This window comes from Oscillospiraceae bacterium CM (genome assembly GCA_022870705.1).
GTDB lineage: Bacteria > Bacillota > Clostridia > Oscillospirales > Oscillospiraceae > Sporobacter.
On the sequence record CP072107.1, the window covers coordinates 1942027 to 1968681 of the forward strand.

General features: G+C 52.0%; 23 protein-coding genes and 1 pseudogene. 13 read left to right on the top strand and 11 right to left on the bottom strand.

Going from position 1 to position 26655, the window contains the following annotated elements; genetic code table 11:
- Positions 1 to 85: 85 nt before the first annotated feature.
- Together IZU99_09615 and IZU99_09620 are read right to left on the bottom strand one after the other, a co-directional pair.
- Entirely contained in the window at positions 86 to 631 is a 546-nt protein-coding gene (locus tag IZU99_09615) for a hypothetical protein (protein UOO37492.1), read from the bottom strand.
- A gap of 22 nt (positions 632 to 653) precedes the next feature.
- Positions 654 to 2060, bottom strand: coding sequence for a CHAP domain-containing protein (locus tag IZU99_09620; protein ID UOO37493.1), 1407 nt, complete (start codon positions 2058 to 2060; stop codon positions 654 to 656).
- Between the two features lie 344 nt (positions 2061 to 2404).
- Between IZU99_09620 and IZU99_09625 the strand changes: the two genes are divergently transcribed.
- On the top strand, positions 2405 to 3460 hold the full coding sequence (locus tag IZU99_09625; protein ID UOO37494.1) for an IS30 family transposase: 1056 nt from the start codon (positions 2405 to 2407) through the stop codon (positions 3458 to 3460).
- Positions 3461 to 4244: 784 nt separating this feature from the next.
- Here the strand turns inward: IZU99_09625 and IZU99_09630 are convergent.
- The 7 genes and pseudogenes from IZU99_09630 to IZU99_09660 all read right to left on the bottom strand — a co-directional run bounded on the left by IZU99_09630 (position 4245) and on the right by IZU99_09660 (position 11956).
- Positions 4245 to 6293, bottom strand: coding sequence for a hypothetical protein (locus IZU99_09630; GenBank protein UOO38822.1), 2049 nt, complete (start codon positions 6291 to 6293; stop codon positions 4245 to 4247).
- A gap of 168 nt (positions 6294 to 6461) precedes the next feature.
- A pseudogene (locus IZU99_09635) lies at positions 6462 to 6527 on the bottom strand (zinc-ribbon domain-containing protein).
- A 139-nt stretch (positions 6528 to 6666) separates the two neighbouring features.
- On the bottom strand, positions 6667 to 8559 hold the full coding sequence (gene asnB, locus IZU99_09640; GenBank protein UOO37495.1) for an asparagine synthase (glutamine-hydrolyzing): 1893 nt from the start codon (positions 8557 to 8559) through the stop codon (positions 6667 to 6669).
- Between the two features lie 24 nt (positions 8560 to 8583).
- Positions 8584 to 10056 (bottom strand): acyl--CoA ligase, encoded by a 1473-nt coding sequence (locus IZU99_09645; protein ID UOO37496.1) that lies wholly within the window; start codon positions 10054 to 10056, stop codon positions 8584 to 8586.
- A 13-nt stretch (positions 10057 to 10069) separates the two neighbouring features.
- Positions 10070 to 11104, bottom strand: a complete 1035-nt coding sequence (locus IZU99_09650) for a hypothetical protein (GenBank protein UOO37497.1) — start codon at positions 11102 to 11104, stop codon at positions 10070 to 10072.
- Positions 11082 to 11366: an acyl carrier protein gene (locus IZU99_09655; protein UOO37498.1), complete on the bottom strand. Its 285-nt coding sequence runs from the start codon at positions 11364 to 11366 to the stop codon at positions 11082 to 11084. The genes IZU99_09650 and IZU99_09655 overlap by 23 nt, the downstream gene beginning before the upstream one ends.
- Positions 11363 to 11956: an acyltransferase gene (locus IZU99_09660; GenBank protein UOO37499.1), complete on the bottom strand. Its 594-nt coding sequence runs from the start codon at positions 11954 to 11956 to the stop codon at positions 11363 to 11365. Before IZU99_09660 ends, IZU99_09655 begins: the two co-directional genes overlap by 4 nt.
- 452 nt (positions 11957 to 12408) lie before the next feature.
- Here IZU99_09660 and IZU99_09665 point away from each other — a divergent pair, with 452 nt between their 5' ends.
- From IZU99_09665 to IZU99_09700, 8 genes are all read left to right on the top strand, one after another.
- Positions 12409 to 13275, top strand: a complete 867-nt coding sequence (locus tag IZU99_09665; protein UOO37500.1) for a DUF2520 domain-containing protein — start codon at positions 12409 to 12411, stop codon at positions 13273 to 13275.
- A 4-nt stretch (positions 13276 to 13279) separates the two neighbouring features.
- Positions 13280 to 14113, top strand: coding sequence for a 3-methyl-2-oxobutanoate hydroxymethyltransferase (gene panB, locus IZU99_09670; GenBank protein UOO37501.1), 834 nt, complete (start codon positions 13280 to 13282; stop codon positions 14111 to 14113).
- Positions 14114 to 14125: 12 nt separating this feature from the next.
- Entirely contained in the window at positions 14126 to 14989 is an 864-nt protein-coding gene (locus IZU99_09675) for a pantoate--beta-alanine ligase (protein UOO37502.1), read from the top strand.
- Positions 14990 to 15001: 12 nt separating this feature from the next.
- Entirely contained in the window at positions 15002 to 15385 is a 384-nt protein-coding gene (locus tag IZU99_09680; GenBank protein ID UOO37503.1) for an aspartate 1-decarboxylase, read from the top strand.
- 3 nt (positions 15386 to 15388) lie between these two features.
- Positions 15389 to 16225, top strand: coding sequence for a hypothetical protein (locus IZU99_09685; protein UOO37504.1), 837 nt, complete (start codon positions 15389 to 15391; stop codon positions 16223 to 16225).
- A 1-nt stretch (position 16226) separates the two neighbouring features.
- Complete coding sequence (locus tag IZU99_09690; protein ID UOO37505.1) at positions 16227 to 16757, top strand: hypothetical protein; 531 nt, start codon at positions 16227 to 16229, stop codon at positions 16755 to 16757.
- A gap of 162 nt (positions 16758 to 16919) precedes the next feature.
- Positions 16920 to 18566: a hypothetical protein gene (locus tag IZU99_09695; protein ID UOO37506.1), complete on the top strand. Its 1647-nt coding sequence runs from the start codon at positions 16920 to 16922 to the stop codon at positions 18564 to 18566.
- A 96-nt stretch (positions 18567 to 18662) separates the two neighbouring features.
- The gene (locus tag IZU99_09700) at positions 18663 to 19844 is read left to right on the top strand and encodes an aldo/keto reductase (protein ID UOO37507.1); all 1182 of its coding nucleotides are present in this window, start codon (positions 18663 to 18665) and stop codon (positions 19842 to 19844) included.
- A gap of 214 nt (positions 19845 to 20058) precedes the next feature.
- Here IZU99_09700 and IZU99_09705 read toward each other — a convergent pair whose 3' ends face one another.
- The gene (locus IZU99_09705) at positions 20059 to 20676 is read right to left on the bottom strand and encodes a CPBP family intramembrane metalloprotease (protein ID UOO37508.1); all 618 of its coding nucleotides are present in this window, start codon (positions 20674 to 20676) and stop codon (positions 20059 to 20061) included.
- Between the two features lie 6 nt (positions 20677 to 20682).
- Entirely contained in the window at positions 20683 to 21555 is an 873-nt protein-coding gene (gene menA / locus IZU99_09710; GenBank protein UOO37509.1) for a 1,4-dihydroxy-2-naphthoate octaprenyltransferase, read from the bottom strand.
- A gap of 183 nt (positions 21556 to 21738) precedes the next feature.
- Here menA and IZU99_09715 point away from each other — a divergent pair, with 183 nt between their 5' ends.
- The 4 genes from IZU99_09715 to cydD are packed head-to-tail and all read left to right on the top strand — an operon-like array spanning position 21739 to position 26655.
- Positions 21739 to 22536 (top strand): polyprenyl synthetase family protein, encoded by a 798-nt coding sequence (locus IZU99_09715; protein ID UOO37510.1) that lies wholly within the window; start codon positions 21739 to 21741, stop codon positions 22534 to 22536.
- Positions 22537 to 22593: 57 nt separating this feature from the next.
- Positions 22594 to 23940: a cytochrome ubiquinol oxidase subunit I gene (locus IZU99_09720; GenBank protein ID UOO37511.1), complete on the top strand. Its 1347-nt coding sequence runs from the start codon at positions 22594 to 22596 to the stop codon at positions 23938 to 23940.
- On the top strand, positions 23937 to 24974 hold the full coding sequence (gene cydB, locus IZU99_09725; protein ID UOO37512.1) for a cytochrome d ubiquinol oxidase subunit II: 1038 nt from the start codon (positions 23937 to 23939) through the stop codon (positions 24972 to 24974). Before IZU99_09720 ends, cydB begins: the two co-directional genes overlap by 4 nt.
- Positions 24949 to 26655 carry a thiol reductant ABC exporter subunit CydD gene (cydD, locus tag IZU99_09730; protein ID UOO37513.1) on the top strand — a complete coding sequence of 569 codons (1707 nt, stop codon included), beginning with the start codon at positions 24949 to 24951 and terminating at the stop codon, positions 26653 to 26655. The genes cydB and cydD overlap by 26 nt, the downstream gene beginning before the upstream one ends.

A 26655-nucleotide genomic window follows, 5' to 3' on the forward strand; every position in this document is an offset into this window, starting at 1 on the left:
TGGCTTAAACGCCCATAATATTTTGAATTCCTATTTGCTGGCGCACCATGCAGTCTAGTCATTATATCCATAAAACACCTATCTGTCACGGTATTTGTCGCACTTCTGAAACACCGGTAAAAGCTCCTGTTGCTATATAAATTGACGTTACGACGTTTTGCTCAATAATAAAAATGATACCGCCATATCTGTCTCCGGCAATGAGCATATGATTATTTGATTCTTTCTGATTAACCTCCTTTTCATATGCTTTTAAAACATCATCGCGTGTGCTGCCAATTCCAATATCTCTGTTCAGTTTAATACTGCTGTCAGGTGCGATATATATATAATTAAAAAGCGTCGGAATATCGTTTTGATCAACTACATCGATCTCAACACCTTGCTTAAAATACCATCTGTCGTAATCTTCTGCATTTACAGTTTTTTCAGGCTTTCCAAATTTATTAACAAAATCATCAGGCCACCACCCTCCAAACGTCTCGTTCAACGTTTCATCTAGAAGTGAATCATATTTATTGGAATTCTCACTCATAGAGGCATTATTCGTTTTTGCATTATTGTTAATGGATGTACACCCGACAAAACACATCATCACTGCAATAACAAATAGAACCATCCGTTTTTTCACAAGCTGCCTCCTATCTAATATTTTATCTTATACTGCTGCTAGTACCGTCACTACTCGTAGATGGTACTCTACCATAAGAAGTACTACCGTTTAAACAAAATCCTGTAATATAAGTGGTTGTTTTCAAATTGTACTTGTTTATTTTCACTTGCTGCCCTGAATTGCCTTCAATCGTATATACTATTCCAGTCTTTTCATCATAAGATAAGACTATGCCAATATGTGTATGCTCACCAAAAATCACTATATCACCCTCATGAGGTGGTGTCCTATCCTTCGTGACATCTTGATATCGGCCCTGTTCCGCATACCAATTCTTATATGCGCCAGTACTTGCACAATTTATACCCTTATCGCTTATTGATCGTTTATTTGGAATTAAATCCGGAGATATTCCGCTGTTATATACACACCAATCAATAAATTGAGCACACCAATAGACGCCATTTTGGCCGTACCAATCACCATAGATATTTTCATTTGTTCCCTGTATTTTTCCATAAGAATCCAATATCGGTTTACCGTCTTCATCGACAACTAATTTCTCGGAAACACCAACTTGACTTAATGCTTTTTCAACTAAAGCATTGGTATCAATTCCGTATTTGTTTGCCGTTACTGATGATGTAAAGCCACCGCCACTTCCCGCATTTGGACTCTGCGTCGTTGATGATTGTGCTTTCAATAACCTATCAAAAAAACCATCGCCAGAATCATCACCCCAAGAGCCTCCGCCGCCAGATACGTTGCTTATTCCCGAATTTCTCAAAGCAGGCGGTTTAAAGTTAAATGTCGAATCGAATGTCAGCCTGCCAAACGTCGATGGGCCGACGATGCCCCTGTTTGTCCCCGTATTGCCACCGGGTATCGCGGCATCCTTATAGGTGTTGACGGCTTCCAGCGTATGCCGCCCGAAGACGCCGTCTTCCTCCAGCGCGCGCCCGTTCACGTCCGTCACACCGAGCTTATTGAGCATCTTTTGCAGCCTTTTTACATCGTCACCCGCTGAACCCGCCGTGAGCTTCATTTCGCTGCCCGATGTTTTAGCCAGCGCCCTCTCCATTAAATCTAGCGACGATTGGGCGTGAGACACAAGATTAATAAGGCCCGGCACTTCTTTCCCATTATAACCCATCGTTTCGACAGCTGCAAGCGGATTACGTGTAAGTGCCTGCCGTTTCGGCGAGGCCTCCGAAAGCTCTTGTTCCGTCTCAGGCCATTTGCTGCGTAATGGACGAGACCTTTCTTCATGGTCGGCTTTGAGCCATTCCCAAACGCCTTCGTCGGCGATGCGGTCGTTTTCTGTTTTTGCATCAGATGACGGCGGCTTTCCTGTCATCAGCTTTTCAAAAAAATTCTCCGGCTTCTTGATATCTTTTTTCCCCATGCGCCCATTGCGCCGTCTGTTTGAACCGCTTTGATTGGCCATATTAAATCCTCATTTCTTCATCTTACCTGAAATTAAAGAGCCTTTTAGCTGCACGGGTTTCCCCAAACAGTTAAAAGGCTCTCAGGCTCTATATGAAATTTTTTAATTACATATATTTACACGTCATTGTACTGAGGCAACACCCGTTTGTCAAGCTTTCGGAACACGAAAAGACATTATGAAGTCTTTTTAACGCCGCGGCTGTCTGCCTGGCGGTAGGAAAAAAACTCTGGGTTGATTGTAAAATGAAATTGAACACTTGAACAGAAAAATCCATAGTGATTATTCTTCGTGGTAAAATGTAGTTCCTACACAACATCTGCCACCGAAAGGATACAATCACTATGGATAACAATGATTCTATCACAGTCAGCGCAGAACGCAAGAAAGGGCAACACTTGAGCTTGGAAGATCGTGGTGCTGTCAAAGCCCTCTTGAAGCAGGGACTTGGCGTACGCGGCATCGCCCGAAACATTGGCTGTTCACCGTCCACCATCTCATACGAGTTAAGGCGAGGTACACCGACACGGAAGAGCAACAGGGGCCAAGCACCTGGCTATTCTCCGAAACTCGGCGAGGCCATCTACAAGGCTAATCGAAGGGCTTGTGTCAAGCCCCTCAAAGCAGGCTCCTGCAAGACTTTCATTGACTGGGTAGTCAAGCAGATCCGGGAACACAAGTGGTCGCTGGATTCCTGCTGCGGATATGCGAAGCGACAGCGTTTGTACAGTGAAGATCAGATGGTTTGTACCCGCACTCTGTACAACATGGTCTGGGCAGGCTTGCTTCCCATCACGCCGACCGAACTGCCGGAAGCCTTAAAACGCAGCACCCGAAAGGCCAGGGGCAGGGAAAACAAAAAGCACTACGGCACAAGCATTTCCGCCCGTCCTGAGATCGCTTCCCTTCGTATAGAAGGCGGCCACTGGGAGGGCGACACCGTGGTTGGAAAACGAGCTGGGAAAGAGGCAGTTGTACTCTCTCTGCTGGAGAAGAAGACCGAGCACTACATCGCCATTCGTATTCCCGGAAAGACCAGTGATGCGGTGATGTCTGCCATGAAAAGCCTACGCGCTGAGTACGGGGAACGTTTTTCACAGATTTTTAAGACGATTACCGTAGACAACGGCAGCGAGTTCGCCGACTTTGCAGAAGTCGAGGCTTGGGGTTCCCAGATCTACTTTGCCCACCCATACAGCTCTTGGGAACGTCCTCAGAACGAAAGGCATAATGGACTGTTCCGGACCTTCGTTCCAAAGGGAACATCTATTGAGCAGTATACAGACGAGGACATCCTGTCCGCTGCTGATGAGTTAAATGGGCGACCCCGGAAGAAGCTCGGATACCACACGCCAGAGGAACTATTTGAAGCCTTTCTTGATTCCGAATACGCAGCCTGACGGCTGCGACAACCTTGGCACAGACAGCGCCTGCGGCACCATCTGTGTCCAAGGTTAATTGATGGGAACGATTTTGCCTCGGGGTGTTCAATTTGCACTTGCAATTTATGGAAAAAAACTCTGCAGGCGTCAGGTTATAAAAATCAATTGTGACGTTTTGCCCGTGACAGCTCAGTTTGTTAACGCACGTGTTTTTCAAAATTGTCTTCCCCGTGCCGATCTCACCGCCGGACAGATGCGATAAAATGGCGTTGATGGATGCCCCGTGCGAGACGATCACAATATTTTGGCACGCGCTGTGCGCGATATAATTGTTTAAAACCGACATCAGGCGCGCCGTCAAATCTTCTTTCGGCTCCAGCATCGGGTCTTCCCCGCTTTCCAATAGGCGCTCACGCGCCTCGAGCGTCAGGCCGGAGAGTTTGCCGAAATCCCGTTCGGTGAGGCCCTGCTCGACGAGGATATCGTGAAGGCCTAAGTGCTCGGCCATGATGTCCGCCGTTTTTTTCGCCCGTTTTAAAGGGCTTGATAAAATGCAGTCGACCGGGACGCCGTGAAACGCCCGTGCACAATCTGCCGACTGTAGAAGACCCGTTTCGTTGAGCTCGATATCCTCAATGCCCTGCAGCCTGTTCTGCCTATTCCAGTCCGTTTCGCCATGTCTGATTAAATAGATGACCATTAACCGTTATCCCCTGTATGTTTACTGGCAAGCAGTATACCACAAAGACCGCCGGGGCAAAAGACTATAAAAGCAATTTGGCCGCTCCGGCCATTGCGCCGCTTAGGTTGCTTTGCCGTCGAATTTGACCGTTTGAGTCCAGGACTGGTTGTGATAAATGTCCGTCAGCATGTAGCACTCCAAAACGGGGCTGTCGCCAACGTCCTCATATGTCACAGCCGGGAGCTCATTGCCGATGACAAGCGTGTCGCCGAAGTAATAGCTCATGTCGTACTTACCTTTATAGGTGTAGTAATCGCAGATGAAATCAATCTTATCGCCTTTACTGAACTGTTTATAGCCTTTGCCGACCGTGCCTTCCCCACCGATGGACGAGGTGCTGTCAACAAGACGGTACCCGGCGATGTAGCCGTCTGCATCCTTACCGTCCCATTCCAGAATAATATCGATATCCGTTTGACCGTTCAAAACAGCCGGAACATAGCCGATAAAGACCGTCATATCGTCTCTTTGAATCGTCTCCTCGGCGTAATAGCAGACGATCTGGCCGCCGATGGCAACCCATGTGTAGTCGGCACCAAAATTTAAAATGAGATTGCCCTGATCATCCTTTTCATAATACTGGTCGCTGCCGAGATCAATATACCCGCCGCCGTCGTCAAGCAGAATCTGCATCTGCACATCTGTCAGGAGGTCCCAGTCCTCATCCGTCAGCGGCAGATACCAATTGCCCTTTGAAGCATCTTCAATGACGCTCAGCTCGGTGTAATTAATATTATCATACGTGTAGTTCTCAACGGCCGTGTTATCATACCAGTCAAACGAGGAATAATCGGTTTCAGCGTCTGTCTGTCCTGTCAGGTTCTCCTTTAACGACCGCGTCGTTGAATTTTTCTGGCCGCCCGCTAAAATATTAACGAATTTGTCGTAAAATTGATAGATTTCACCGCCGTAACCGAATTGCGCAAATATTTTCTTGGCATAGCCATAAACAGACAGGTCCTTATATGGGAAGTACATTGACAGACCGTAAACGCCAGTGCGTGCCGTGCTGTTGCTGTATTTGACAGCGCTTTGCAGCGCCGTCACCAGTTCGTCCTTCCCGTCTAGATTCGACCGCGTCGTGAAATCAACGATATCAATGAGGTCGTAGTCGCCCTCGGCAAACGCCCTTGAACGCGAAACGGCGGTCGAAATTGTTTTAAATTCCTGATTTGAGAGCGCCGTCGTCGCGTTCGACATATAGGAGCAAAGCGTTTCATAGACATATGGTATTTCACGCAGGGCAACGACCGACAGCGTCGAGTCCGGGCTGCCGTTCTTGCCGCTGTCCGCGTTCTGTTTAAGGAAGCTGTCAACAATAATTTGGCCGAGCGAGACCGTATCGATGGATGTATTCTGGCCGAGCGCGTTAAGCCACGGCGTGTAGTCCCAGCCGTCTGCCGGTTCTGTCTCCTCGGAGCCGACGAGATAGTCGGCATACGGCTCGAGCATATAGGCCGTTTCGATTGTCCCCATTAAGCAGGCGTCAAAGCCGATCATGTCGAACTTGACACCGCTGTTTTGTAGAGCCGTGGCCATATCCGATAAAAAGAGGACCGAGTCGGGATATAATTCGTCGGAGCCGTACCCATACAGCGAGCCGCCGCCGTGATCCCAAAAAACAAGCTCATATCGGTTGGCGGGATAGCGGTCTTTCGCAAACGAAATGAAATCGGCCAACTGCTGTGCGTTGAGCATCCCTGTCTTGCCAAGATCCTGCAGCGGCACAAGCTGATGGTTTTCAATCGCCCAGCGCTGCACCGCACCGTCCTTGATGCCCGGCATATCCCAAGACCGGCACCCGCCCGTCTCGACGATGACATTGACATTGTCGCCAAGGTCTGCTTCAAGCATTTCATTTAAATCGATCGTCCCACAGCCGCCATCCGATTCGAGGTCGGAACCGCAGACGTAAACCATCACGGTTACGGTGTCACGGCCGCCGCCCAAAATTTCTGTGTAATTGTTGCGGAAGCCGTCCGCCGTTTCGTTGCCGCCGAAAACTTGACGATTGCTCAGTAAAATAAGTATCGGGATGAGGAGGATTAAAAGCCCTAAAATAATGCCGCCGGCGACAAATGACGCTTTACGTTGACGGCGCGGTGGCATTATTGGCACTCTGGGCCCATAGGCCGGCGGATAGAACGGCGGAACCGGCGCGCCGGGCCCTGTCGGATTATAGCCCTGTCCCGGTGCCAGGCCGGGTCTTGGCGGCCCGCCGTTTTGTATGTATGAATTTGAAGCGGGCGGTTTTTGCGCGCTTCCAAACGCGGAGGAGGCGCCGCATTTTTGGCAAAAGCTCGCGTCGTCGGGATTGGTAGCCCCGCACTTGGCACAATACATACGCTTCTCCTTTTTTCGTTGTTTTTTTAATATTTTATCGTTATTTCGTCATAATTTCAAGATGGGTGCCAGACGGCGGCATCATTTTCGACATGCCCCCAACCATTATATTGTCTTTGTGCTGCTTTTGTGCCTGTCTTCAAATTGATAGCGCGCCGGAAAAGCGCTCGCAAAGCGCCTGCGTCGTTAAAACACCCATAAAAAGCATGGTGTCCCGCTCGGTCGCCTGTGAATTGAGCGCGGTCAGGAATCTCTCAACGGCCTGGGCATTGAAAATACCATAGTGGCTCAGCAGGTCGGGGCTTAAGTAATAGCGGACAATCTCATCCTTTAACAGCTCGGGGATATGGACGGGTGCTCTGTACGGAAACTTCTTGCGCCGGATGATTGATTCCGGCACGTATTTCTGCGCGAGCTTCCCAACGATGTATTTTTCCTTCAAGCCCCTGATTTTCAGATGATCCGGCAGCGACGCGGCAAACGCCCAAAGTGCATTGTCCAAAAACGGGCACCGGCACTCAACCCCATGACCCATTGTCATTCGATCTCCTTGTGAAGAAAGCAGATAATTTGAAAAGAGCGTCATCATTTCAAGTGTCTGTGCCCGTTTGACTGGCGACCAGCTCTGATAATCCGGCGGCAGCAGCGCGGCGAGGTCGGCCATCGCTGTCGGCAGATCCATGGCCTCCTGAAAATCCTTTGAAAAGAATTGTCGGCTATATGATCCCATTTTCCAGCGAGGCAGGTGGGACCCAAACGGCCCGTTGCTGTCTCCGCCGTAATAATACGACAGACGTGCCGGTGACAGCGCGGTAACTGCCGGTACAAACTGATTAACACGTCTGTACAGCATCGGCCGCATTGCCGAGCCGGGCACGCGGGCACAGAACGCACGAATTTTTGCTTCCCTGAAAATGTCGTATCCGCCGAATAGCTCATCAGCCCCCTCACCGGATAAGACAACCTTGATCCCATGACGACGGACAAGCGCCGACAGCGCCAGCATCGGAAAAGCCCCCGCCCGTAAGAGCGGGCTCTCCGTATGATACACAACATCGCCGAGCATTTGCGGCAGTTGTTTCGGCGAATATAAAATCTCGGTGTGATGTGTTCCGAGGCTTTCCGCCAGCAGGCGCTGATAGATGGATTCGTCATAGCGCTCGTCGTCAAAGACTACGGAAAACGTGTTGAGCCGCTCGGCGCTCCGGGCGGCAATACCGGTAATGAGGCTTGAATCCAGCCCGCCGCTTAAATAAAACGAGACGGGGACATCCGAGATCATCCGGCTTTGAACGGCGGCAGTGAGCTTCACTTCCAGTTCATCGACGAGCTCCTTTTCGCTTTCCGGGCGCATTGAAGCCGGGAAGGATAGCTGCCAATACTTCTTTACTGCCACGTCGTTTTGGCTATAAACGAGGTATGAGCCCGGCATGACCTGAAAAATATCCTCAAAAACGGATTCGCTGCCGATGGTCGTCCAGAAGGTAAAAATGTGCCCGAGCGCCGCTGGTGATACTTTTGCCCTGACAACACCGCTTTGAAAGAGCGCTTTGGCCTCGGATGCAAAGCAGAAGGCGCTGCCCTTCCGGCAATAAAAAAGAGGCTTCTCCCCGAAGCGGTCACGGGCTAAAAAAAGCTTCTTTTGTGTCTTATCCCAGATCGCAATAGCAAACTGGCCGTCCAGCAGGGCAAACATGTCTTCGCCGTATTCCTCATAAAGATGCGGCAGTACGGCCGTGTCGCCCTCTCCCTGCAGAACATGCCCTTTTCGGAGCAGCGCATCGCGGAGCACCCTGAAGTTAAAAATCTCGCCGTTAAAGACAACGACGACGGTACCGTCCTCGCTGGCCGCCGGCTGATGCCCGTTTAAGGGGTCCATCACAGCCAGCCGCGCATGCCCGAGCCCGATATCACCGTCACAATAAAAGCCGGTCTCATCCGGCCCCCGGTATCGAATCGTGTCAATCATTTCGGCGAGCGTCTTTTTTAAGTCCGTCGGCCTGCCGGGCAAAAGGCCCGCGATCCCACACATAGCATCATCTCCCGACCGTTGTCATCAAATTATACCGCTTCTCAAATCGCTCCGCTTGATCTTACCGCTTGCCGTCCGCGGCAGTGCGTCGATGATTTCATAGATATGCGGCCTTTTGTATGATGGCAGAAGCCGCCTGACATGCGCCTCAATTTCCCCGGCGCCGGTGTCTTCTTTCAGAACGACAAATGCCTTTATGCACAGCGCTGAGCCGTCAAGAACGGCGACAACGGCGGATTCGAGCACTTTCGGGCAGCTGTTAACGGCAGCCTCAATTTCAGCGGGGCTGATACGGTGCCCGAGATGTTTAATGATGTCGTCCTTTCTGCCCTTGATGTATAAAAATCCGTCCTCATCCGTATAAGCGAGGTCCCCCGTTTGGAGCCACCCCGCAACAAGAACGTCGCGCGTTGCTTCCTCGTCGTTCCAATAGCCCTTCATGATATTCTCGCCGGCGGCGACAAGCTCACCCCATTCCCCCGGGCGTGCCGGGTGACCGTCCTCCGTGACGACGCGCAGCACGACACCCGGGATGGCCTTGCCGATGGAACCGGGTTTATCAAACAAAAGCGCCGGGTCTAAGTAGCTCAATCGGGCTGAGGCCTCCGTCTGCCCGTACATCACGAAAATCCGAAGCCCGGGCGCAAGAGACGCCAGCTGCTTTAAGTCGTCAGCGTTTGTGCTTTCCCCTGCAAACGTCACATAGCGGAGAAACCGCAGATGATTGGCGCTAAGCGCCCCCTGCCGAAGCAGCACGGCAAGATAGGACCCAACCGTTGAAAAGCCGGTCACGCGGCTTTCAAGCAGGGCTTTGAGCACCTGTGCCGGATACGCTGTGGCGTTTTCAAGAACTAGCCTTGCCCCCGCCTTGGCATGCGTTAAGAGCAGCGAATTGCCATAGGAATAAGCAAAGTTGACAACAGCGAGGAGAGCATCGTCCGCCGTCAGATCCAAATACGCTAAAATCGACGCCGTATTCGCCGAAAGGTTCCGGTGCGTCAGCGTCACACCCTTGGGTAATCGCGTCGTGCCGGATGTATAGAGGATCAGCGCGGGCGCGTCGTCAGCCTCTTCAGGCTCGTCCGGAACGCCTTGGTGACCGGCGTCCATCGGCGCGCTGAAATCGACGACGCGGACGATATCGCCGTCAACGTCGTGCAGCCGCCTTTGAAAAGCATGGCTTGTCAGGATCATCTTTGGCTGTGTCTGACAGATGATATGGCTCCTCGTCTCGATTGTCAGGTTCTTATGGACCGGCACAACAATGGCGTTTAATAACAGCACCGCAAAATAGGACGCAATGTATTCGGCGCAGTTGTCAAAGTAGAGCAGGACCCGACTCCCCGCTTGTACACCGGAAGCCATGAGGCCGCCCGCAATGGCCGCCGAGCGGCGGGATATCTCCCCAAATGTCCAGTCACGCCCCCGGTCTGTCACAAACGTTTTATCTGGGTGGCGGCGGGCACTGTCACTTAAAAAGGCGTAGATGTGTGCCATCTGAAACCCTCTCTCATACGCTCGCGTCTGTATCAAGCTGCTGCTTCACAGCCTGAATAACAGCCTCATCGCCTTCCGAAGAAAGCTTTTTAAGGCCTTCTTCCCTTGTCAAAAACCCACGACGGACGAGCCCGGCGATTTCAAAACAGTATGGGTGAAACCCGTACTGCCTATAGTGAACGGCATTGGCGTAAGAATTCAGCAGGCAGTTCGTGCTGTTCATATCCGTTTCGGAAGGTCGTCGCCAGCCGATACGCTCAATCGCCTTATATATCCTGTCTTCGTCATACTGCTCAAACACAAGCGGATAAAGTTGTGCCGGGATGTCCGCCCCGTGCGACAGCGCCCATGCGGCGTCTAGAAAATACTTTTTGTAGGTGTCTCCAAGGTTTTTTACAATCGGCTCTTCAATCTGCTTTTGATTAGCCAAGAGCATGCGGACGTCCAGAGTTAAAACGGGTGATTTAACAGGCGCCTGACCCGGTGTCCAACCGAAGCAGACAAACGGGATCTGCCGGAGAATTGCCTCACGCCAGACAGCCGCTTTTACGAGGCCGATGCAGGCCGTGCAGATCGAGCTCGCCCGTTCCAGCGCTTTCTTCGGAAAAATTTCCTGTGACGCCGCCAGCTTAAAAATCTGCGCCAGCTCAGGAAAAGAGGGTTTTATCGTTATGCTGTCAACATGAAGGTGTGCTGTAACGGTGTGAATGTTTTCCCGGCATTGCGCCGTCAGAAAGCCGTTATCAAACGTCACGGCTAAAACGGAGGCGCCGAATGTCTGCCGGAGCTTTAAAAGCGTATATGTACTGTCCTTCCCGCCGCTATAGGCAAGCAGCACCTGATACGGCCTGTCCCCGGTTTGCTTGATAACATCTTTGAGCGCATCGTCCGCCGAGGTCTGTCGCTCATCTCGGGTCAGCGGCGGCTTTGACTCTTCAGTGCAGTAATTACAGCGCCCGGCGTCGTCTATTTTGACACTAAAGACGCGGTCGCTGAGCGTACAGCGGTTGCAAAAGCGCATCCCGTCACCCCCTGTAGACCACGTCATTTAATTTCGTCCGGATAAATCGCTCCAAGCGATTGACGGAATCCATATTCTCCGGAAGGATATCCGCATCGGTCACCGTTATGCCGAAGGTGTTTTCGACAAAGGTGACAAGCTCCAGGATTCCCATCGAATCGAGAACGCCGTTATCCATGAAGGACGCGTCGTTATCCAATTCGTTCTCCTCATATCCGAACAAATAGCGGTCAAATAAAAAAGCGCGGATGCTCTCCGTCACACGCTCTGCCGACAATTGACCGCTCATACAGCACACCCTCTTTCAGAAGGCAATGTATCCATCCAATACTGTTTTTCAAGCTCGAGGAGGTTTCGGCTCCTATCCTTAAGCGGCCGTGCGGGGATTCCGGCGCAGATCTTCCACGCCGGCAGCTGCCGCGTCACCAGGCTCATCGCGGCAACCGCCGCACCCTCTCCGATCTCGACACCGGGCAGGATCACCGAACCGGCACCGACAATCACATAGCGCCTCAAGGCGACCTCGCCCGTCTTGACGTTCGTATAACAATCGGGGACGGTCGGATTTGTCATAAAGTCACCGGAGTAATCGTCCGACACGGCGTAAATCATCACATGGCCGGACAAGCCAGAGAAATCTTCCATCACAATGCCCGCCCCGGCGCTGCCGCCGACGAGCGAGCAGAACGGCGCAATGTGAACATGGCTGCCAAGCGTAATATCGCCCGACAGAAAGACAAAGTCGTCAATTCGGACGTTCGCGCCGATTTGGATACGTTCCGGTGCGTAAACACTCGCCTTCCGGCTGAGGCAGACATTCTGCCCGAGACTCTTAAAACCCATCGCGTCGAGTTCTTCCCTGCTGAGATACGAATTCATGGCATCCCCGCCTTTCGGAAATCGTTAGACCGATTGATTGCAGCTGTTCGTATTATAAAATATCGCCTCAAGGAAAACAATGGAATAGTGCTAAATAACTGTAATTTTCTCAAAATTTTTGATTTTGGATTAACACTTCCATAAATTTTGGCAGCGAAATGAAGTCTTTATTGAATTTTCATCCGGACTACATTATAATGTCCTTATAGCGGCGGCATCGTAAAGAGCCGCACGCCTACCCTGCTTTAGTTGAATCATCATTTTCATCTGCTTTGATCCATTGTGACAGAGACAGCGGCGTGCCAGTATGTATCACCATGTCTTTTTCGTCTTTTTGACGGCCTGTTTCCATGGGAGCGGGCCGGGCAGGCGAAAAGGGCATTTTTGTTTTATCCGTCTGTTTGCCTGTATAAGGCAACGGCGGCGGCGGACACTATTGGCGAGGTGACTTCTTGAAAATCGGATTTTTCGGCGCCGGAAAGGCGGGCACGGCGCTCGGGCTCTATTTCCGCCGCCACGGCATAGCGCTATCCGGCTATGCAAGCCGCCGCCGCGCCTCAAGCCAGGCTGCCGGGGCAATCACCTGTTCGGACATGTTTAAAAATCTAACCGAGCTAGCCGAAGCCAGTGACGTCATTTTTTTGACCGTTCCGGACGATGCCCTCTGTGCCATCGACGCGTCGGTCGCCGCCTCGATTGAACGCGGGGAAATCGGCCGGGAGAAAATATGGCTGCACACGAGCGGGGCGCATGCGTCCTCATGCCTGAAAAACATCGTGTCATCCGGCGGCGCTGTCGGCAGTGTGCATCCGCTTTTGAGCTTTGGTGACCCGGAAACGAGCGCCGCGCGGCTTGACGGCACCGTCTTTTCCGTGGAGGGCTCGGAGCTGGCCGTCGCCGTGGCAACGAAAATTCTTGAGAAAACGGGCGCGCAATTCCAGCGCATCGCGCCGGAGAAAAAGCCCTTATACCATGCTGCGGCGTGCGTTGTCTCAAACCATCTCGTCACGCTTATAGACAGCGGTACCCGGCTTTTTGAAGCGGCCGGTATGGACCGCGAGGCCATTTGTCAGGCCCTTTTCCCCCTTGTTGACGCAACGCTTGACAACGTCCGAAAAAAAGGACCTGCCAATGCTTTGACAGGCCCTGTCGCCCGCGGGGACGTGACGACAATACGGGCGCATCTATCGGCAATTGAATCAACACTGCCGCAAGAAGCGGCGTTTTACAAAGCCGCGGCTCTCAAAACCGCCCGCATGGCGGCGGCGCGACTGACGCCGAAGCAGGCTGCTGCACTGCAATTCATTTTGGAGGAGTAACCGCATGAGCAAAAAATTTACGACGCAATCCTTTCTTGAAGCCAAACGCCAAGGTGAAAAAATAACGATGCTCACCGCGTACGATTATTCGATGGCACAGATAATGGATGGGTGCGGCATCGACGCCATCCTCGTCGGCGACTCGCTCGGTATGGTCATTCAGGGCCGGGAATCAACGCTCGGCGTCACGCTGGAGGAGATGCTCTACCACTGCAAATGCGTGTCGCGCGGCGTTCAAAATGCGCTCGTCGTCGGCGATATGCCCTTTTTAACTTATCACATCAATTCGGAAGAGGCCGTGCGCAACGCCGGGCGCTTTATTCAGGAGGGCAACGTCTCCGCTGTCAAGCTGGAGGGCGGTACCATCATGGCGGAGACCGTTAAAGCCATTGTCCGGGCGCAGATCCCTGTGATGGGCCACATCGGCTTAACGCCGCAGTCTATTCATATGTTCGGCGGCTTTAAAGTTCAGGGCCGGGAGGAACAGACGGCGCGGGCGCTTTTGGACGATGCGCTCGCTCTGGAGGCGGCGGGCGCTTTCGCCGTCGTTTTGGAGGCTGTGCCGGAGGCACTGGCAAAGCTGATTACCGAAAAAATCAGCATTCCGACAATCGGCATCGGCGCCGGCCGCTCCTGTGACGGGCAGGTGCTCGTCGTCAACGACGTTTTAGGGTTGTACTCAGAATTCACCCCGAAGTTTGCCAAGCGGTACGCCGACCTGAAAAGCACGATCACCGAAGCCGTCGGGTCGTATATTGGCGACGTGAAAACAAGCCGTTTCCCTGAGCAGCAGCACACCTTTACAATGCGGGAAGAAATTTTGGAAAAGCTCTATTAAGGCGGCGTTATTATGCTATTAAAAACAGCATCAGAATTAAATAATTTTTTAAATGTATCCGGCCGGGGCGGCAAAACGCTCGGCTTTGTGCCGACGATGGGCTCTCTGCACGAGGGGCACCTGTCCCTCATCCGGGCGGCGAAGGCCTCCTGCGGCCTCGTTATTGTAAGCGTTTTTGTTAACCCCACGCAATTTGGCCCGAACGAGGACTTTACGCAGTACCCGCGAGACCTTGACCGCGACTGCCGCCTCGCTTTTTCTGCCGGGGCAGACGCTGTCTTCAGCCCGGACGTCGATGAAATTTATCCCCCCGGCGCAGGGACGACGGTCGACGTCTCCGGTGCGCTGTCTGAAACACTTTGCGGTGCGTCACGGCCTGGGCATTTTAAAGGTGTTGCAACCGTTGTAACCATTCTCTTGAACATCGTCAGGCCCGATACCGCCTATTTCGGCCAGAAGGACGCACAGCAGGCGCTCCTTATTAAAAAAATGGTTCGTGACCTCCATATGCCGGTTTCCGTTCTCATCTGCCCGATTGTGAGAGAGGAAGACGGCTTGGCGATGAGCTCCCGCAATATCTACTTAAGCCCCGACGAACGGCGCGAGGCCGTATGCCTGAACGCGGGTCTTCAAAAAGCGGCGGATTATCTCCGCTCGGGACAGCCGGACGCGTATCAAACGGATAAGCTCGTATCCATCATTAAAAATTGTATTAAAGCGCAGCCGCTGGCCAACATCGACTACGTCGAGATTCGTGACAGCGAGACGCTGACGGATATCAGAGAAATTGCCCCCGGAAAAACCGCGCTGGCCGCCGTTGCCGTCCGTTTCGGAAAAACGCGGCTCATTGACAACAGGCTCCTCACGGCCGACTGAGAGGTAAATGCGATGTTACTATTTATGCTAAAAGCAAAGCTGCACCGTGCAACCGTGACGCAGGCGGATATCCACTACGTTGGCAGTGTGACGATTGACAAGTCGCTCCTCCAGCAGGCGGGTATTTTGCCGGGCGAAAAGGTGCAGATCGTCAACTTAAATAATGGCGAGCGGTTCGAGACATATACGATCGAGGGTGAGGCAGACAGCGGCGTTGTCTGCGTTAACGGCGCAGCGGCGCGGCTCGTTCAGCCCGGCGACAAGGTCATTATCATCGCCTACGCCATGATGGATGAATCTGAAGCAAAAACCTTCAAGCCGAATGTGCTGATTCTGGACGACGCAAACCATGTCGTCCACGTCCGGTACGAAGAACACCACGGGGCGACGGTATAAGATATGGCAGTTTTAAAGCACATTCTTATAACAGCTGGGGGCACCACAGAGCCAATTGATACCGTCCGCCGGATCACCAACATGAGCACCGGCAGCCTTTGCGCCTGTGTTTACGATGCGTTGGCGACACGTCTTTCTGCCGAAAGAGAAGCTTCCACCAAAAAAGGCCTCGCTTTCCGTATACATTACGTCGTTTCCAAAACAGCTGTGCGGCCTGACAGAAATTATCATCTCCCGGTCACGTTTTATGAGGTCAGCGATGCCGCGAGTGCAGCGACCGTCCTTGAAAAGATTTTAGCCGACTTTCCGATAGCCGCCGTCGTGCATGGCATGGCCGTTTCGGACTTTACAACGGATTACGTCACGACGCGTGATGCGCTTATTTCGGAACTGCTGGTAAATATCGAGGAGACGATCGCCGCCGCTCCGGGCGCATCGTCTGCAACAGCGCTCCGCGCTGTGCTTGAAAGCACCTTTGAAAACCCACAAAGAAAGCTGGACGCCACGCAAAAAGTCCGTTCCGATTCCGATCTTGTTCTCGCCTTGAAACGGACGCCAAAGCTCATAGGCCTTTTTAAAAACCATCATCCCGATGCATTTTTGATCGGTTTCAAGCTCTTAAATAACGTCCCGGAAGCAGCTCTTATTGAAGCCGCGGCCACGCTTGGGGAGAATAATGGCTGCGACCTGATACTGGCAAACGACGCGGCTAAAATTCAAAACGGCCGTCATGAGGGCCTGCTTTTGAAGGGGCGCGCTGTTCTTGCGCGGTACGAAACGAAACAGGAAATCGCCGAGGGGCTTGCCGGGCAGCTTCTATCTGCCATCGGGGAGGGATAAGATGAAATCGATTATCATTGGCGTCACCGGCGGTATCGCCTGTTACAAGGCGGCGGAAATCGTCTCAGCGCTTGTAAAAAGGGGGCACCGCGTCGACGTCATCATGACAGAAAACGCGCAGAAATTTGTAACACCTCTTACCTTTCAGACGCTGTCGCAAAACAAGGTCATCACGGATCTTTTCGAGATGCCTGACAGTTGGGACGTTCACCATATTTCGCTGGCAAAAAGGGCTGATATTTTTGCCGTCGTCCCGGCAACGGCGAACATCATCGGGAAAATAGCCGCCGGCATTGCCGACGATATGCTGACGACGACGCTGTTGGCTGCCACCTGCCGCCGGGTCATCGCCCCCGCTATGAATACGGCCATGTGGGAAAATCCGATCGTTCAGGACAACATCAAAAGGCTCCAAAGCTTCGGTTTTGAGGTTCTGGACACCGCTAAGGGCCGCCTGGCCTGCGGCGATACCGGCAAGGGCAAGCTCCTGCCGTGGGAAGAAATTGTGGACGTCATTTTAAAAAACGCATAGGCCATTTGCCGCATCCGAAAGGATGCGGCTTTTTTACTGCCGCACCAGTTATTTTGATTGACAGAAAAAGCCATCCGAGGTACTATAGGGCGTATAGCCCATTTCTGGAATATTTCAGATATCTTGCCGAAGGAGGAAAAAGTCTTCTCAGACAAGTATTTTATGAAAAAACACAGCGCAGTTATTGCTAAAATTAAAAACAACCTAGAAAGATTGTTTTTCCCGCTTGTCTTTGCTCTGATTTTTATTCGTTACTGTTATTATGGCTTTTCGTATTTCTATCAGTTGGACGATTACATACAGTATCATAATCTGACAGCCGGCACACAGAGTATCTGGGCTCTTTTAACATCCCTTGGGCTTTTGGGCAACAGGCCGCTTGCCTGGATGGCGGACCTTTTTGTCTGGTCACATCTCTTCCCCGTCATGATTTTCGGCGTTGCCGTCATATCGGCGCTCTTTGCCGCCTCTGCCTGTCTTTTTAGACATGTTTTTTCGCGTCATTTCGGTACATCACCAATTTTTCTTTTTGTTTACACGCTACTTCCGCTCGGTTTTGAGGGTACCTACTGGATGTCGGCCGCCACGCGGATCGTCGTGGGCTTATTTTTTGCCGCGGCTGCGCTGGATGCTTTTGACCGGTGGTGCGATAGCGGCAGAATTCGATTACTCATCCTCTTTTTCTTCTGCCAGTTGCTCGCCTGCGGCTTTTACGAGCAGGTTCTGATCTTTTCCGTTACGGCCATTCTCCTCTTTTCTGGGATTCATCTCAAAAAGCATAGGCTGCGCGCGCTGTTCGGGCTTTTATCACTCGTCAATGCCGGTCTGGCCTTTCTTTTTGAGCAGTTCTTTTCACACAACAGTGTGTTCTCCGGCCGCGGAACACTGGCCGTCATGCGTGACACCAGCTATTGGACAACAGTTTTTCCCGGCGTCCTCCGGCAGATGAAAAGCGCTTTTCTGGGTGGGGGCTTTTATACCTTGTTTAAAGGGTTTGCGCGCGGGGTCACCCTCATGCTTTCCGATTTTAACGGCTGGTACGCGCTGGGGCTAGTCCTCCTAGTCGCCGTCGTTTTTTTCACCGTCAAATTCTCTGATAATCGGACAAGTCGGCCAAAACTCGCGCTTCTGGCGGGGCTTATTTTAGCCGTTGCACCTGTAACGATTTTCTTCGTTCTAGCGGACGGCTGGTTTTCCTTGCGCGGGACGGTCACGTCCTTTTGCGGTGTCGCCCTTTTTGCGGATACGCAATTTCTGTGCCTCGTCGGCAGACTCGGCAATCGCCGCTTAATTGCCGCCACGTTGGCTGCACTTTTTGTTTTTGCCTGCTGCGTGGCATCCGTCAGTGAGCTGCACGATTACCGGCAGACGACGCTGCAGGATACGGCGTTTACAAGCCGCCTGTCGGCGGCGCTTCGGGCAGACAAGCTGATGAAAAAAGACCTGCGTGTTGGCATTATCAACTTAAACGCTTCTTATCTGAACGATCAGAATTATTTTTATCATGAGCACATCCATGGCGTCACCGAGAGCGGCTGGGCACTGCACGGCGCTTTAGAGAGCATATCAGGCTACTATATCCCGGACCTGGAGCCGCTGCCGGAAAACCCGATGGCAGCCCCTTGGGACGGCGATACAAAGAGGCTTGACACGTTCGATGCCCTGTATTATGACGACGGCGTAACGCTTGAGCGCGTGACGGCCGTCCGGCGGCCGGACGGGCAGTTCGATGTGTTTTCAGCCGCGGGAGAGCAGCTAGGCTATACCGTTGTGGCCGACGGTTATACAACCTTTATTGAAACGCGATAAGAGATAAAACAGCAATCACTATAAACGCCACCCGAAACGTGGTATGATGATGACAAGGATACAAACCTCTGACAGGTTTATCAAAGGAGAATTGTCATGCAATACCGTCTTGACATGAAATCGGGCAACAAGTTATCGGCTCTCGGCTTTGGCTGTATGCGTTTTCCAAGAAATCTGACGCAGATTGACTTGGATAAATCAGAAAAGCTTGTCCTCAAAGCCTTTGAGAACGGCGTCAATTACTTTGATACGGCGTATCTCTACGGCGGCAGCGAAGAGGCTCTTGGGCGCATTGTCGCCAAAAACAATTTAAGAGAAAAGATTTATATAGCGACAAAGCTGCCGCACAGCCGATGCCGCAGCGATGCGGATTTTGATGTTTTTTTTCAAACGCAGCTTGACCGCCTTCAAACCGATTATATTGATTACTATCTCATTCACAACATATCAAACCTTGAAGAGTGGCAGCGCCTGTGCGCGCTGGGCATCGAAAGCTGGATTATAGAGAAAAAAGCAAGCGGTGCCATCCGCCAAATCGGCTTCTCCTTCCATGGGACGTCTGAAGCGTTTGACGCCCTTCTGGCCGCGTATGACTGGGATTTCTGCCAGATTCAATACAATTACGTCAATACGCATTACCAGGCGGGGACGGCCGGGCTGAAAAAAGCCACGGCCAAAGGCCTACCTGTCATCGTCATGGAGCCGCTTCTGGGCGGCAAGCTCGCAACAGGTCTGCCGCGCAAAGCCTTCGACCTGTTCAAAACAGCTAACCCCGCTCTGTCGCCAGCGGGGTGGGCGCTCCGATGGCTTTGGCATCAGCGCGAGGTCACCGTTGTCCTGTCCGGTATGAATGAGGACGCACAACTCACCGAAAACATCGCTCTTGCCGAACAAGCCTTGCCCGGCACACTTTCTGCGCGTGAAGAGAAAACCATTGAGGCGGTGACGGACGCTTTCCGAGCCTCCTATAAAATTCCCTGCACAGGCTGCAATTACTGCATGCCCTGCCCGCAAAACATCAACATCCCGGCTTGCTTTTCTGCCTATAATTTGTCCCATACGGTTGGTTATGTTTCGGGCGTGCAGCAGTATGTCCTCAGCACCGGCATGACGAATCCGGACAATAACCGCTCGCCCGCCAACTGCATCAAATGCGGTAAATGCGAAGAGCACTGCCCGCAGCATATTCAGATCAGAGACCGCCTAGCCGCCGTGACAAAACGGATGGAACCGTTCTGGTTAAAAGCCGCTTTGCGCCTGCTGCTTAAATTCCGGTAGCAGAAAAACAAATCCTCGATTCTTTTTATCCCCCCAGGGAGCTTGCAAATACAAGATTTTTAGAGTATAGTACAGATGATCTGTATGGCTTATTATCGCTGTTATCTCCCGCAAAAACCATGCGTACCGTCCTGAGTTGTGACAGGCCGATACGCATGGTTTTTTATCGCTGCTTTTTTGCATGCCTGGGGCGCGCTTTTTGAATACCGTGCTGTTATCGATGAAACGGCAGGAGAAGGAAAACCGTGACGTCCCAGACGGCATGTGAAATAATGACGGGATAAATGCTTTTCTTCCAGTAATAAAGCGCCCCCCAGAACAGGCCGCAAACGAGCGCCGCCATGATGAGCATGAAATTAAACGTAACGGCATGTACCAGCGCATAGATAAGCGCCTGAAGAACAATGGAAAGCACGCCGAAGCGCTTCAAACTTTTTTGGATAAACCCGCGCCAAAAGAGCTCTTCTCCCGGCCCGATGATAACGAGCAGCGCCGCGCCGATCACCACTGGATGCAGGCTTGTGCGGTTGGCGTAAACGCTCATGATCTGCGTGTCTTTGGCCGGTATAAAAAGACCGGCCAGAATATTCCCGACATAGAAGCATCCATACAATAGTGCAGCCGATAGGAGGCCGAGCGCAATATGATGAACCCGAAACGTGTCGTGCCGGAATTCATCCCGCTCAATCATGACGGCATACCCAGCCAAAAGCAGAACGCCAAGGCACATTGACAGCCAAAAATTCATCGGGCTGACAACAAAAATAACGTACCAGAGGATGAAGGCCGATACAATACCGGCCACCGGCAAAATCACCGCTTTCTTTTTCATCTGCCGCTAAAAGAGCACCGCAATCAGCAGCAGCAGGCCGAACGTCAGCTGCAGCGCGGCCGTTTTATGGTCAAGCGTCCGGAGGTTTTCGGTTGTTTCAGCACTTTTCATCAGCATCAATGCAAGCGGCACCGATAAGATCACCAATAGCCCCCAGGCGGACAAAACACCTGTCAGAACATCTACGATTACGGCGGCATATGCCCCCAGAATAAGCCCCTTGTAAAACAGGCGGGCTTTTTGCGCGCCTATGGCCATGGCCAGTGATTTAATCCCGGCTTTCCGGTCATGCTCAATATCACGCAGGTCATTGGCATGCAAAATCGCCGTCGTGAGCAATCCGACGGGCACGGATTGGATAGGCGGCAGCCAGCTGAAGCTCCCGGCAGATAAGTAATACGCGCCCACCACCGGCAGCGGGCCGAACATAATGAAGACGAGCGGGATGCCATATCCTCTGTATTTAAGCCGAAACGGCTTGCCCGTATAAGCGTACGCACCGGCCGCGCCGAAAAGGCCGATGATCAAAATGACAACGCCGCCAACGATACTTAAATAGATGCCGATTCCAACAGCCAGCAAGAAAAAAATGTGGGATGCCGTGCGCACTTGTTTTTGTGTTAGCAGCTCTTCAACAATAACACGGCTTGAGCCGAGAGATTCCTGCGTGTCAACATGTCTGTTAAAATCGTCGACGTCATTGATAAGGTTCGACGCAATTTGAAAAAAAGTCATGGCAATGACGGCCAATAAAAATCCGATGACGTGGAGCGGGTACACTTTTGCGGCAAGAACACTGCCCAGGACAACCGGTATGACAGACGCCGTCAGTGTTGGCGGGCGGATGGCGCGCATCCAGCTTAATAAACTGCTTTGCATAAAAACCTCCTTTGTCTTTAGTACTATATATCGGTTTAATTCGTCAAAAATAAATAAATTGTCTATCCTTTTTGTCCATTTTAAAAATAATTTAAAAAGGCGTTGCCCATTTCCATAGAAAATGGTATTATGGCGATAAATATAATAATGATTCTAATTCTTATAATCGATTGGTGGGAGAGCATGCAAACAGATTTTAAAGAATTGCTCAACAGCGCGTACATATTTCTGAAGGATGTTACCGACAAGGTTCAGTTAATTTCCAGTGCGACGGGAAATGACGATATCAACGGCCTACTCTCGTATCCGCTGTCATCGGCCGGGCATATGCTCCGCCCGCTTCTCGTATATTTGACGTCCTTAGCCACTGACGTCGAGATAACCAATGAAACAAACCAAAAGCTCGTAACATTTGCTGCCGCCGTCGAGCTCATCCATAACGCCAGCCTCATTCACGACGATTTGCTCGACCGCGAAGAACTCCGGCGGGGCAGGCCAAGCCTTTATAAGCAATACGGTCCAAACGCGGCGCTCCTGGCAGGTAATTGTTTTTATATCAAGGCTTTGGAGTTATCAAATACCCATTTGGACGATGCCATCACCGGCGCTATTATCAAGACGGCCTTTCGCATGTGCACCGGGGAACTGCAGCAGGCCTCATACCAAAACAGGCAGATGCCGAAAAACGTTTATCTCGACATCGTCAAAGCAAAAACAGGCGGCCTGACGGCGCTCGCTTGTAAAGGTGCCGCAATCATCACAGGCAGCTTCTTTGTTGAATACTGGGAAGAAATCGGTAGCCGAATCGGCGTCTTGTATCAGCTGAAGGATGACCTGAAAGATCAAGACGCACACGTCAGTGCTGATTTTAATTTCGAGGCGGCACTTGCACAATACATAAAGGAAACGGAGGAATTGCTGGAAAAAATCAACTGTGCTGATAAAAACAAACGTTTTTCAGAGCTGATCCGATTTTTCTAACTTCGGCATCACACATTTTAAAACTGGAAGGTGGGACGACAGGTTACTGTCAAGCATATGGATGTTATCGTACTCTCCCGAATTCAATTTCTTCTGACAACGGTTTTCCATTACTTTTTCGTACCCATTACCATCGGCTTATCCATTATTGTCGCGATATTTCAAACGGTCGGCTACGTTAAAAAGGATGAAGCGTACACAAAGCTCTCAATTTTCTTTGGCAAGCTGTTTATCGTTAATTTTGCCGTCGGCGTCGTGACGGGCATCATTCAAGAGTTCCAATTCGGCATGAACTGGGCCGGATATTCTCGCTTCGTCGGCGATATTTTCGGCGCGCCGCTGGCGATTGAGGCCTTAGCGGCATTCTTCCTGGAATCGACGTTTATTGGCGTTTGGCTTCTCGGAAGAAACAAGCTGTCACCGAAGGTCCATAACCTCAGCATCTGGCTTGTGGCACTCGGCAGCACCTTATCGGCATATTGGATTCTCGTGGCAAACTCCTTTATGCAGCACCCGACAGGCTATTCCCTAAACGGCGGCCGTGCCGAAATGACGGATTTTGCCGCTGTTATCTTCAATCAGCACGCGCTTTTACAGTTTGCGCATGTGGTCGTCACAGCGCTTTTAACGGCCGCATTCTTTGTTATGGGTATCTCGGCCTATCGCCTGCTGCGCAAAAAAAATGCCGACATATTTGCAAAATCGTTTAAATTCTCCGTCATTGTCGGTCTCATCTTTGTCATTGCCTCCGCCTTCACCGGTGATTTACAGGGCAAGTTCCTTGTGAAAGAACAGCCGATGAAAATAGCCGCCGCTGAAGCCCTTTGGGATACGGCACAGCCAGCGCCGTTTGCCGTCATCGCGGGGATCGATGAAGCCAATCAAAAGAACACCTTTGAAATCGCTATACCAAATCTGCTGAGCTTTTTGAGTTACAACAATTTCACCGGCGAGGTCAAGGGCATCAAAGACTTGCAAAATGAAATGAGTGCCGAGCTTGGTGACGGCAACTACATCCCGCCGGTCGCCGCCACATTCTGGAGCTTCAGGCTGATGATCGGCTTCGCCGGGCTGATGCTCGTTCTGTGCATTCTTGCTCTCGCCAAATGGAAGAATAACAGATTTACCGACTCGAAATTCCTTCTCGGCGCATCTCTTGCGGCAATCAGCTTCCCATATATCGCCAACACAAGCGGCTGGATGATGGCAGAACTCGGTCGGCAGCCCTTTATCGTCTACAAATTGCTGACGCTCGACAACGCCGTTTCCACAACGGTTGCGCCGGGATGGGTCATCTTCTCCAGCGTCGGCTTTGTCCTCATCTTTGTAATCGCCGCCGTTGCCGATGTTGTTTTAATCAAGCGAATTGCCAAAGAAGAAATCAAGGAGGAGGCGCGGAAATGAATTTGAATATTCTGTGGTTTTTACTGATTGCCGTTTTATACTGCGGTTACTTCTTTCTCGACGGTATGGACCTCGGCGTCGGTATGCTTTTTCCTGTCCTCGGCAAAAAAGATAAAGACAAAGCCCTCATGCTGCGTGCCATCGGGCCGACCTGGGGTGCGAGCGAGGTTTGGCTTTTAACGGCCGGCGGCGCCACGTTTGCTGCCTTCCCCGGCTGGTATGCCTCAATGTTCAGCGGCTTCTATCCGGCGCTCTTCCTCCTCCTGCTCGGTCTTATTGCCCGCGGTATCGGCGTGGAGTACTGGGGGAAGGCAGCAACGGCAGCTGGTAAAAAGCTGGCGTCCGTCTGCATTACCGTTGGCAGTCTGCTGCCGCCGCTACTTCTGGCGTGCGCTCTTGCCAACATCGTTCAGGGCATCCCGATTGATGCCTCACAGAACTACACTGGCACACTTTTCACGCTTTTCACCCCCTTCACGCTTGCCGCCGCCCTCGGCTCTGTCGCGTTTTTCCTTTATCACGGGGCCGTTTTCACGGACCTGAAAGCTAAAGGCGACATCACCGGGACGATGCCCGTCATCAAAGCAACCGGTCTTGCCGCTATCGTTCTGGCCGCTGCCGCCGCCGTCTTCGCGCTGCTCCAGACAGACGTTTTCACAAAACCCGTCGCAGCGGTTGCGGCTGTTGCCGGTATTGTTCTCCTCATTGTCTCCTATCTTGTCACAATCAAAAAACCGACAAGGCTGTCCATGATTTTGAACGCGCTTGTCATCGCCTGCGGCATCGGCACCGTTTTCGGCGGTCTATTCCCGAACGTGATGATCTCCAGTACAGACCCTGCCAACAGCCTCACAATTTACAACACAGCCTCAACGCCGTATACCCTTACAATCATGCTGACCGTCACGATCTCAGTCCTGCCGATTGTGCTTCTATACACGATCTGGTCACATTGGTCTTTCAGAAAACTGCGTGACGATAAATCTTCAGAAAACCAGGGTGACAACGGTGAAAGAGAAGAGGCTGTTTACTGAGATCAAAGGCAATAGAAGCTATCAGGTGCATCTCGTTTTAAACGGTCTGACGTCGTTTTTACTGTCACTGACCGTTGCCCTGCTGGCCTCTTACATCATCAGCGCCGTTTTCCTGCGCGGGCTCGGGCTGAAAAGCATGGTTCCCATGCTTTTCGCCCTGCTTGTGGGGGTTCTTGCCCGCGCGGGGCTGACCTACTATTTTTCGCTCTATTTCAGAAACGCTGCGGCCGGCATCAAGCGCCAGGTGCTTGCGCGCAATGCTGAAGCCCTACTGGAAACAGGCCCTATATTGACAAAGAGCAAAGACTCCGGCGGCGTCTCCGCCATATCCGGGGAGGCCGCCGAGCTGCTGGAACCATACTATTACGAGTATCTTCCGGCGCTCTCTTCGCTCGCCGTCACTTTGCCGCTAATTCTGGTGGCTGTTTTATCCGTTGACTTTGTGTCATTTCTGATCATGCTCGTAACGGGGCCCGTTTTGCCGTTTTTTCTCTATCTGATTGGAACGGAATCCGAGAAGGCTTCGCGTGCCCGGCTCAAAAGCCTTACCCGCTTGGGCGGCGGCCTCAATGATCTGCTGTCTGGTCTGAAAACCTTAAAGCTCTTTGGCCGGATCGATAGCGCCCGGGCAAAAGTCGCCTCAATCAGTGAAGACTTCCGTCGCCTGACGATGCAGGTGCTTCGTATTTCCTTTCTTTCCGCCTTTGTTTTGGAGCTTGCCGCCACGATCAGCACGGCGATCATCGCCGTCACGCTGGGCGCTCGTTTGATTGACGGCCGCATTGATTTCTTTCCCTGCTTTTTTATTCTCCTGATGACGCCGGACTATTTTATGGCAATCCGCCGTTTCGGCGCTAAATTTCATGTCGCGCAAAACGCGAAAACAGCGGCGGAGCTTCTCCTTGAGCCCAAGCCCCCGTCGTCAGTTGGTCGAAAACCGGGTCTTCCCTTTCCAGCCGACTGCGACGTTTCATTTCGGGGTGTTACGTGCTCTTACAACCGGGGAGAGGCCGCGCTTGCGTGTGTCAATCTAGATTTCCGGTGCGGTGAAATAACCGCTCTTGTCGGGCCCAGCGGCTCCGGCAAATCATCGATTGCCAAGTCACTTCTCAAACTGATTACTCCCGAGGACGGCGCCGTCTTCGTTGGCGGTGTCAATCTCGCCGAGATTGACACTGATTCCCTGCGCCGCTCGGTTTCCTATATCCCGCAGCGGCCTTATATCTTTAAGGGCACCCTGCGGGAAAACATCACCCTTTCAACCCCAAAAGCTACGGACAACACCGTCGAGGCAGCCGTTCGAGACGCGCTTTTAGGAGATCTTGTCGCCGCCCTGCCCGGCGGGCTCGATACGCCTGTTGCCGACATGGCGATCAATTTCAGCGCCGGAGAGCGCCAGCGTATCGCCATCGCCAGAGCGCTTTTGAAGGATGCGCCCATTGTCGTGATCGACGAGGCCGTCTCCGCGCAGGATCGCGAAAATGAACGGTTACTGACTAAATCGTTTGAGCGCCTGTCTGTGAATAAAACTGTTCTGATTATTGCCCACCGCCTTGAAACAGTCCAAAGCGCCGATAAAATTTACGTGTTGAACGACGGCAGTGTCGCGGAGGAAGGCTGCCACAACGATTTGCTGGCACTCGGCGGCCGCTACAGCGCGCTTGTGCGTTCGTGGGGGTGA

Coding starts and splice junctions, on each gene's coding strand:
- IZU99_09620 (UOO37493.1), bottom strand. CDS start 2,060: ATGGCCAATCAAAGCGGTTCAAACAGACGGCGCAATGGGCGCATGGGG.
- IZU99_09625 (UOO37494.1), top strand. CDS start 2,405: ATGGATAACAATGATTCTATCACAGTCAGCGCAGAACGCAAGAAAGGG.
- IZU99_09630 (UOO38822.1), bottom strand. CDS start 6,293: ATGCCACCGCGCCGTCAACGTAAAGCGTCATTTGTCGCCGGCGGCATT.
- asnB (UOO37495.1), bottom strand. CDS start 8,559: ATGTGTGGGATCGCGGGCCTTTTGCCCGGCAGGCCGACGGACTTAAAA.
- IZU99_09645 (UOO37496.1), bottom strand. CDS start 10,056: ATGGCACACATCTACGCCTTTTTAAGTGACAGTGCCCGCCGCCACCCA.
- IZU99_09650 (UOO37497.1), bottom strand. CDS start 11,104: ATGACGTGGTCTACAGGGGGTGACGGGATGCGCTTTTGCAACCGCTGT.
- IZU99_09655 (UOO37498.1), bottom strand. CDS start 11,366: ATGAGCGGTCAATTGTCGGCAGAGCGTGTGACGGAGAGCATCCGCGCT.
- IZU99_09660 (UOO37499.1), bottom strand. CDS start 11,956: ATGAATTCGTATCTCAGCAGGGAAGAACTCGACGCGATGGGTTTTAAG.
- panB (UOO37501.1), top strand. CDS start 13,280: ATGAGCAAAAAATTTACGACGCAATCCTTTCTTGAAGCCAAACGCCAA.
- IZU99_09675 (UOO37502.1), top strand. CDS start 14,126: ATGCTATTAAAAACAGCATCAGAATTAAATAATTTTTTAAATGTATCC.
- IZU99_09680 (UOO37503.1), top strand. CDS start 15,002: ATGTTACTATTTATGCTAAAAGCAAAGCTGCACCGTGCAACCGTGACG.
- IZU99_09685 (UOO37504.1), top strand. CDS start 15,389: ATGGCAGTTTTAAAGCACATTCTTATAACAGCTGGGGGCACCACAGAG.
- IZU99_09690 (UOO37505.1), top strand. CDS start 16,227: ATGAAATCGATTATCATTGGCGTCACCGGCGGTATCGCCTGTTACAAG.
- IZU99_09695 (UOO37506.1), top strand. CDS start 16,920: ATGAAAAAACACAGCGCAGTTATTGCTAAAATTAAAAACAACCTAGAA.
- IZU99_09700 (UOO37507.1), top strand. CDS start 18,663: ATGCAATACCGTCTTGACATGAAATCGGGCAACAAGTTATCGGCTCTC.
- IZU99_09705 (UOO37508.1), bottom strand. CDS start 20,676: ATGAAAAAGAAAGCGGTGATTTTGCCGGTGGCCGGTATTGTATCGGCC.
- menA (UOO37509.1), bottom strand. CDS start 21,555: ATGCAAAGCAGTTTATTAAGCTGGATGCGCGCCATCCGCCCGCCAACA.
- IZU99_09715 (UOO37510.1), top strand. CDS start 21,739: ATGCAAACAGATTTTAAAGAATTGCTCAACAGCGCGTACATATTTCTG.
- IZU99_09720 (UOO37511.1), top strand. CDS start 22,594: ATGGATGTTATCGTACTCTCCCGAATTCAATTTCTTCTGACAACGGTT.
- cydB (UOO37512.1), top strand. CDS start 23,937: ATGAATTTGAATATTCTGTGGTTTTTACTGATTGCCGTTTTATACTGC.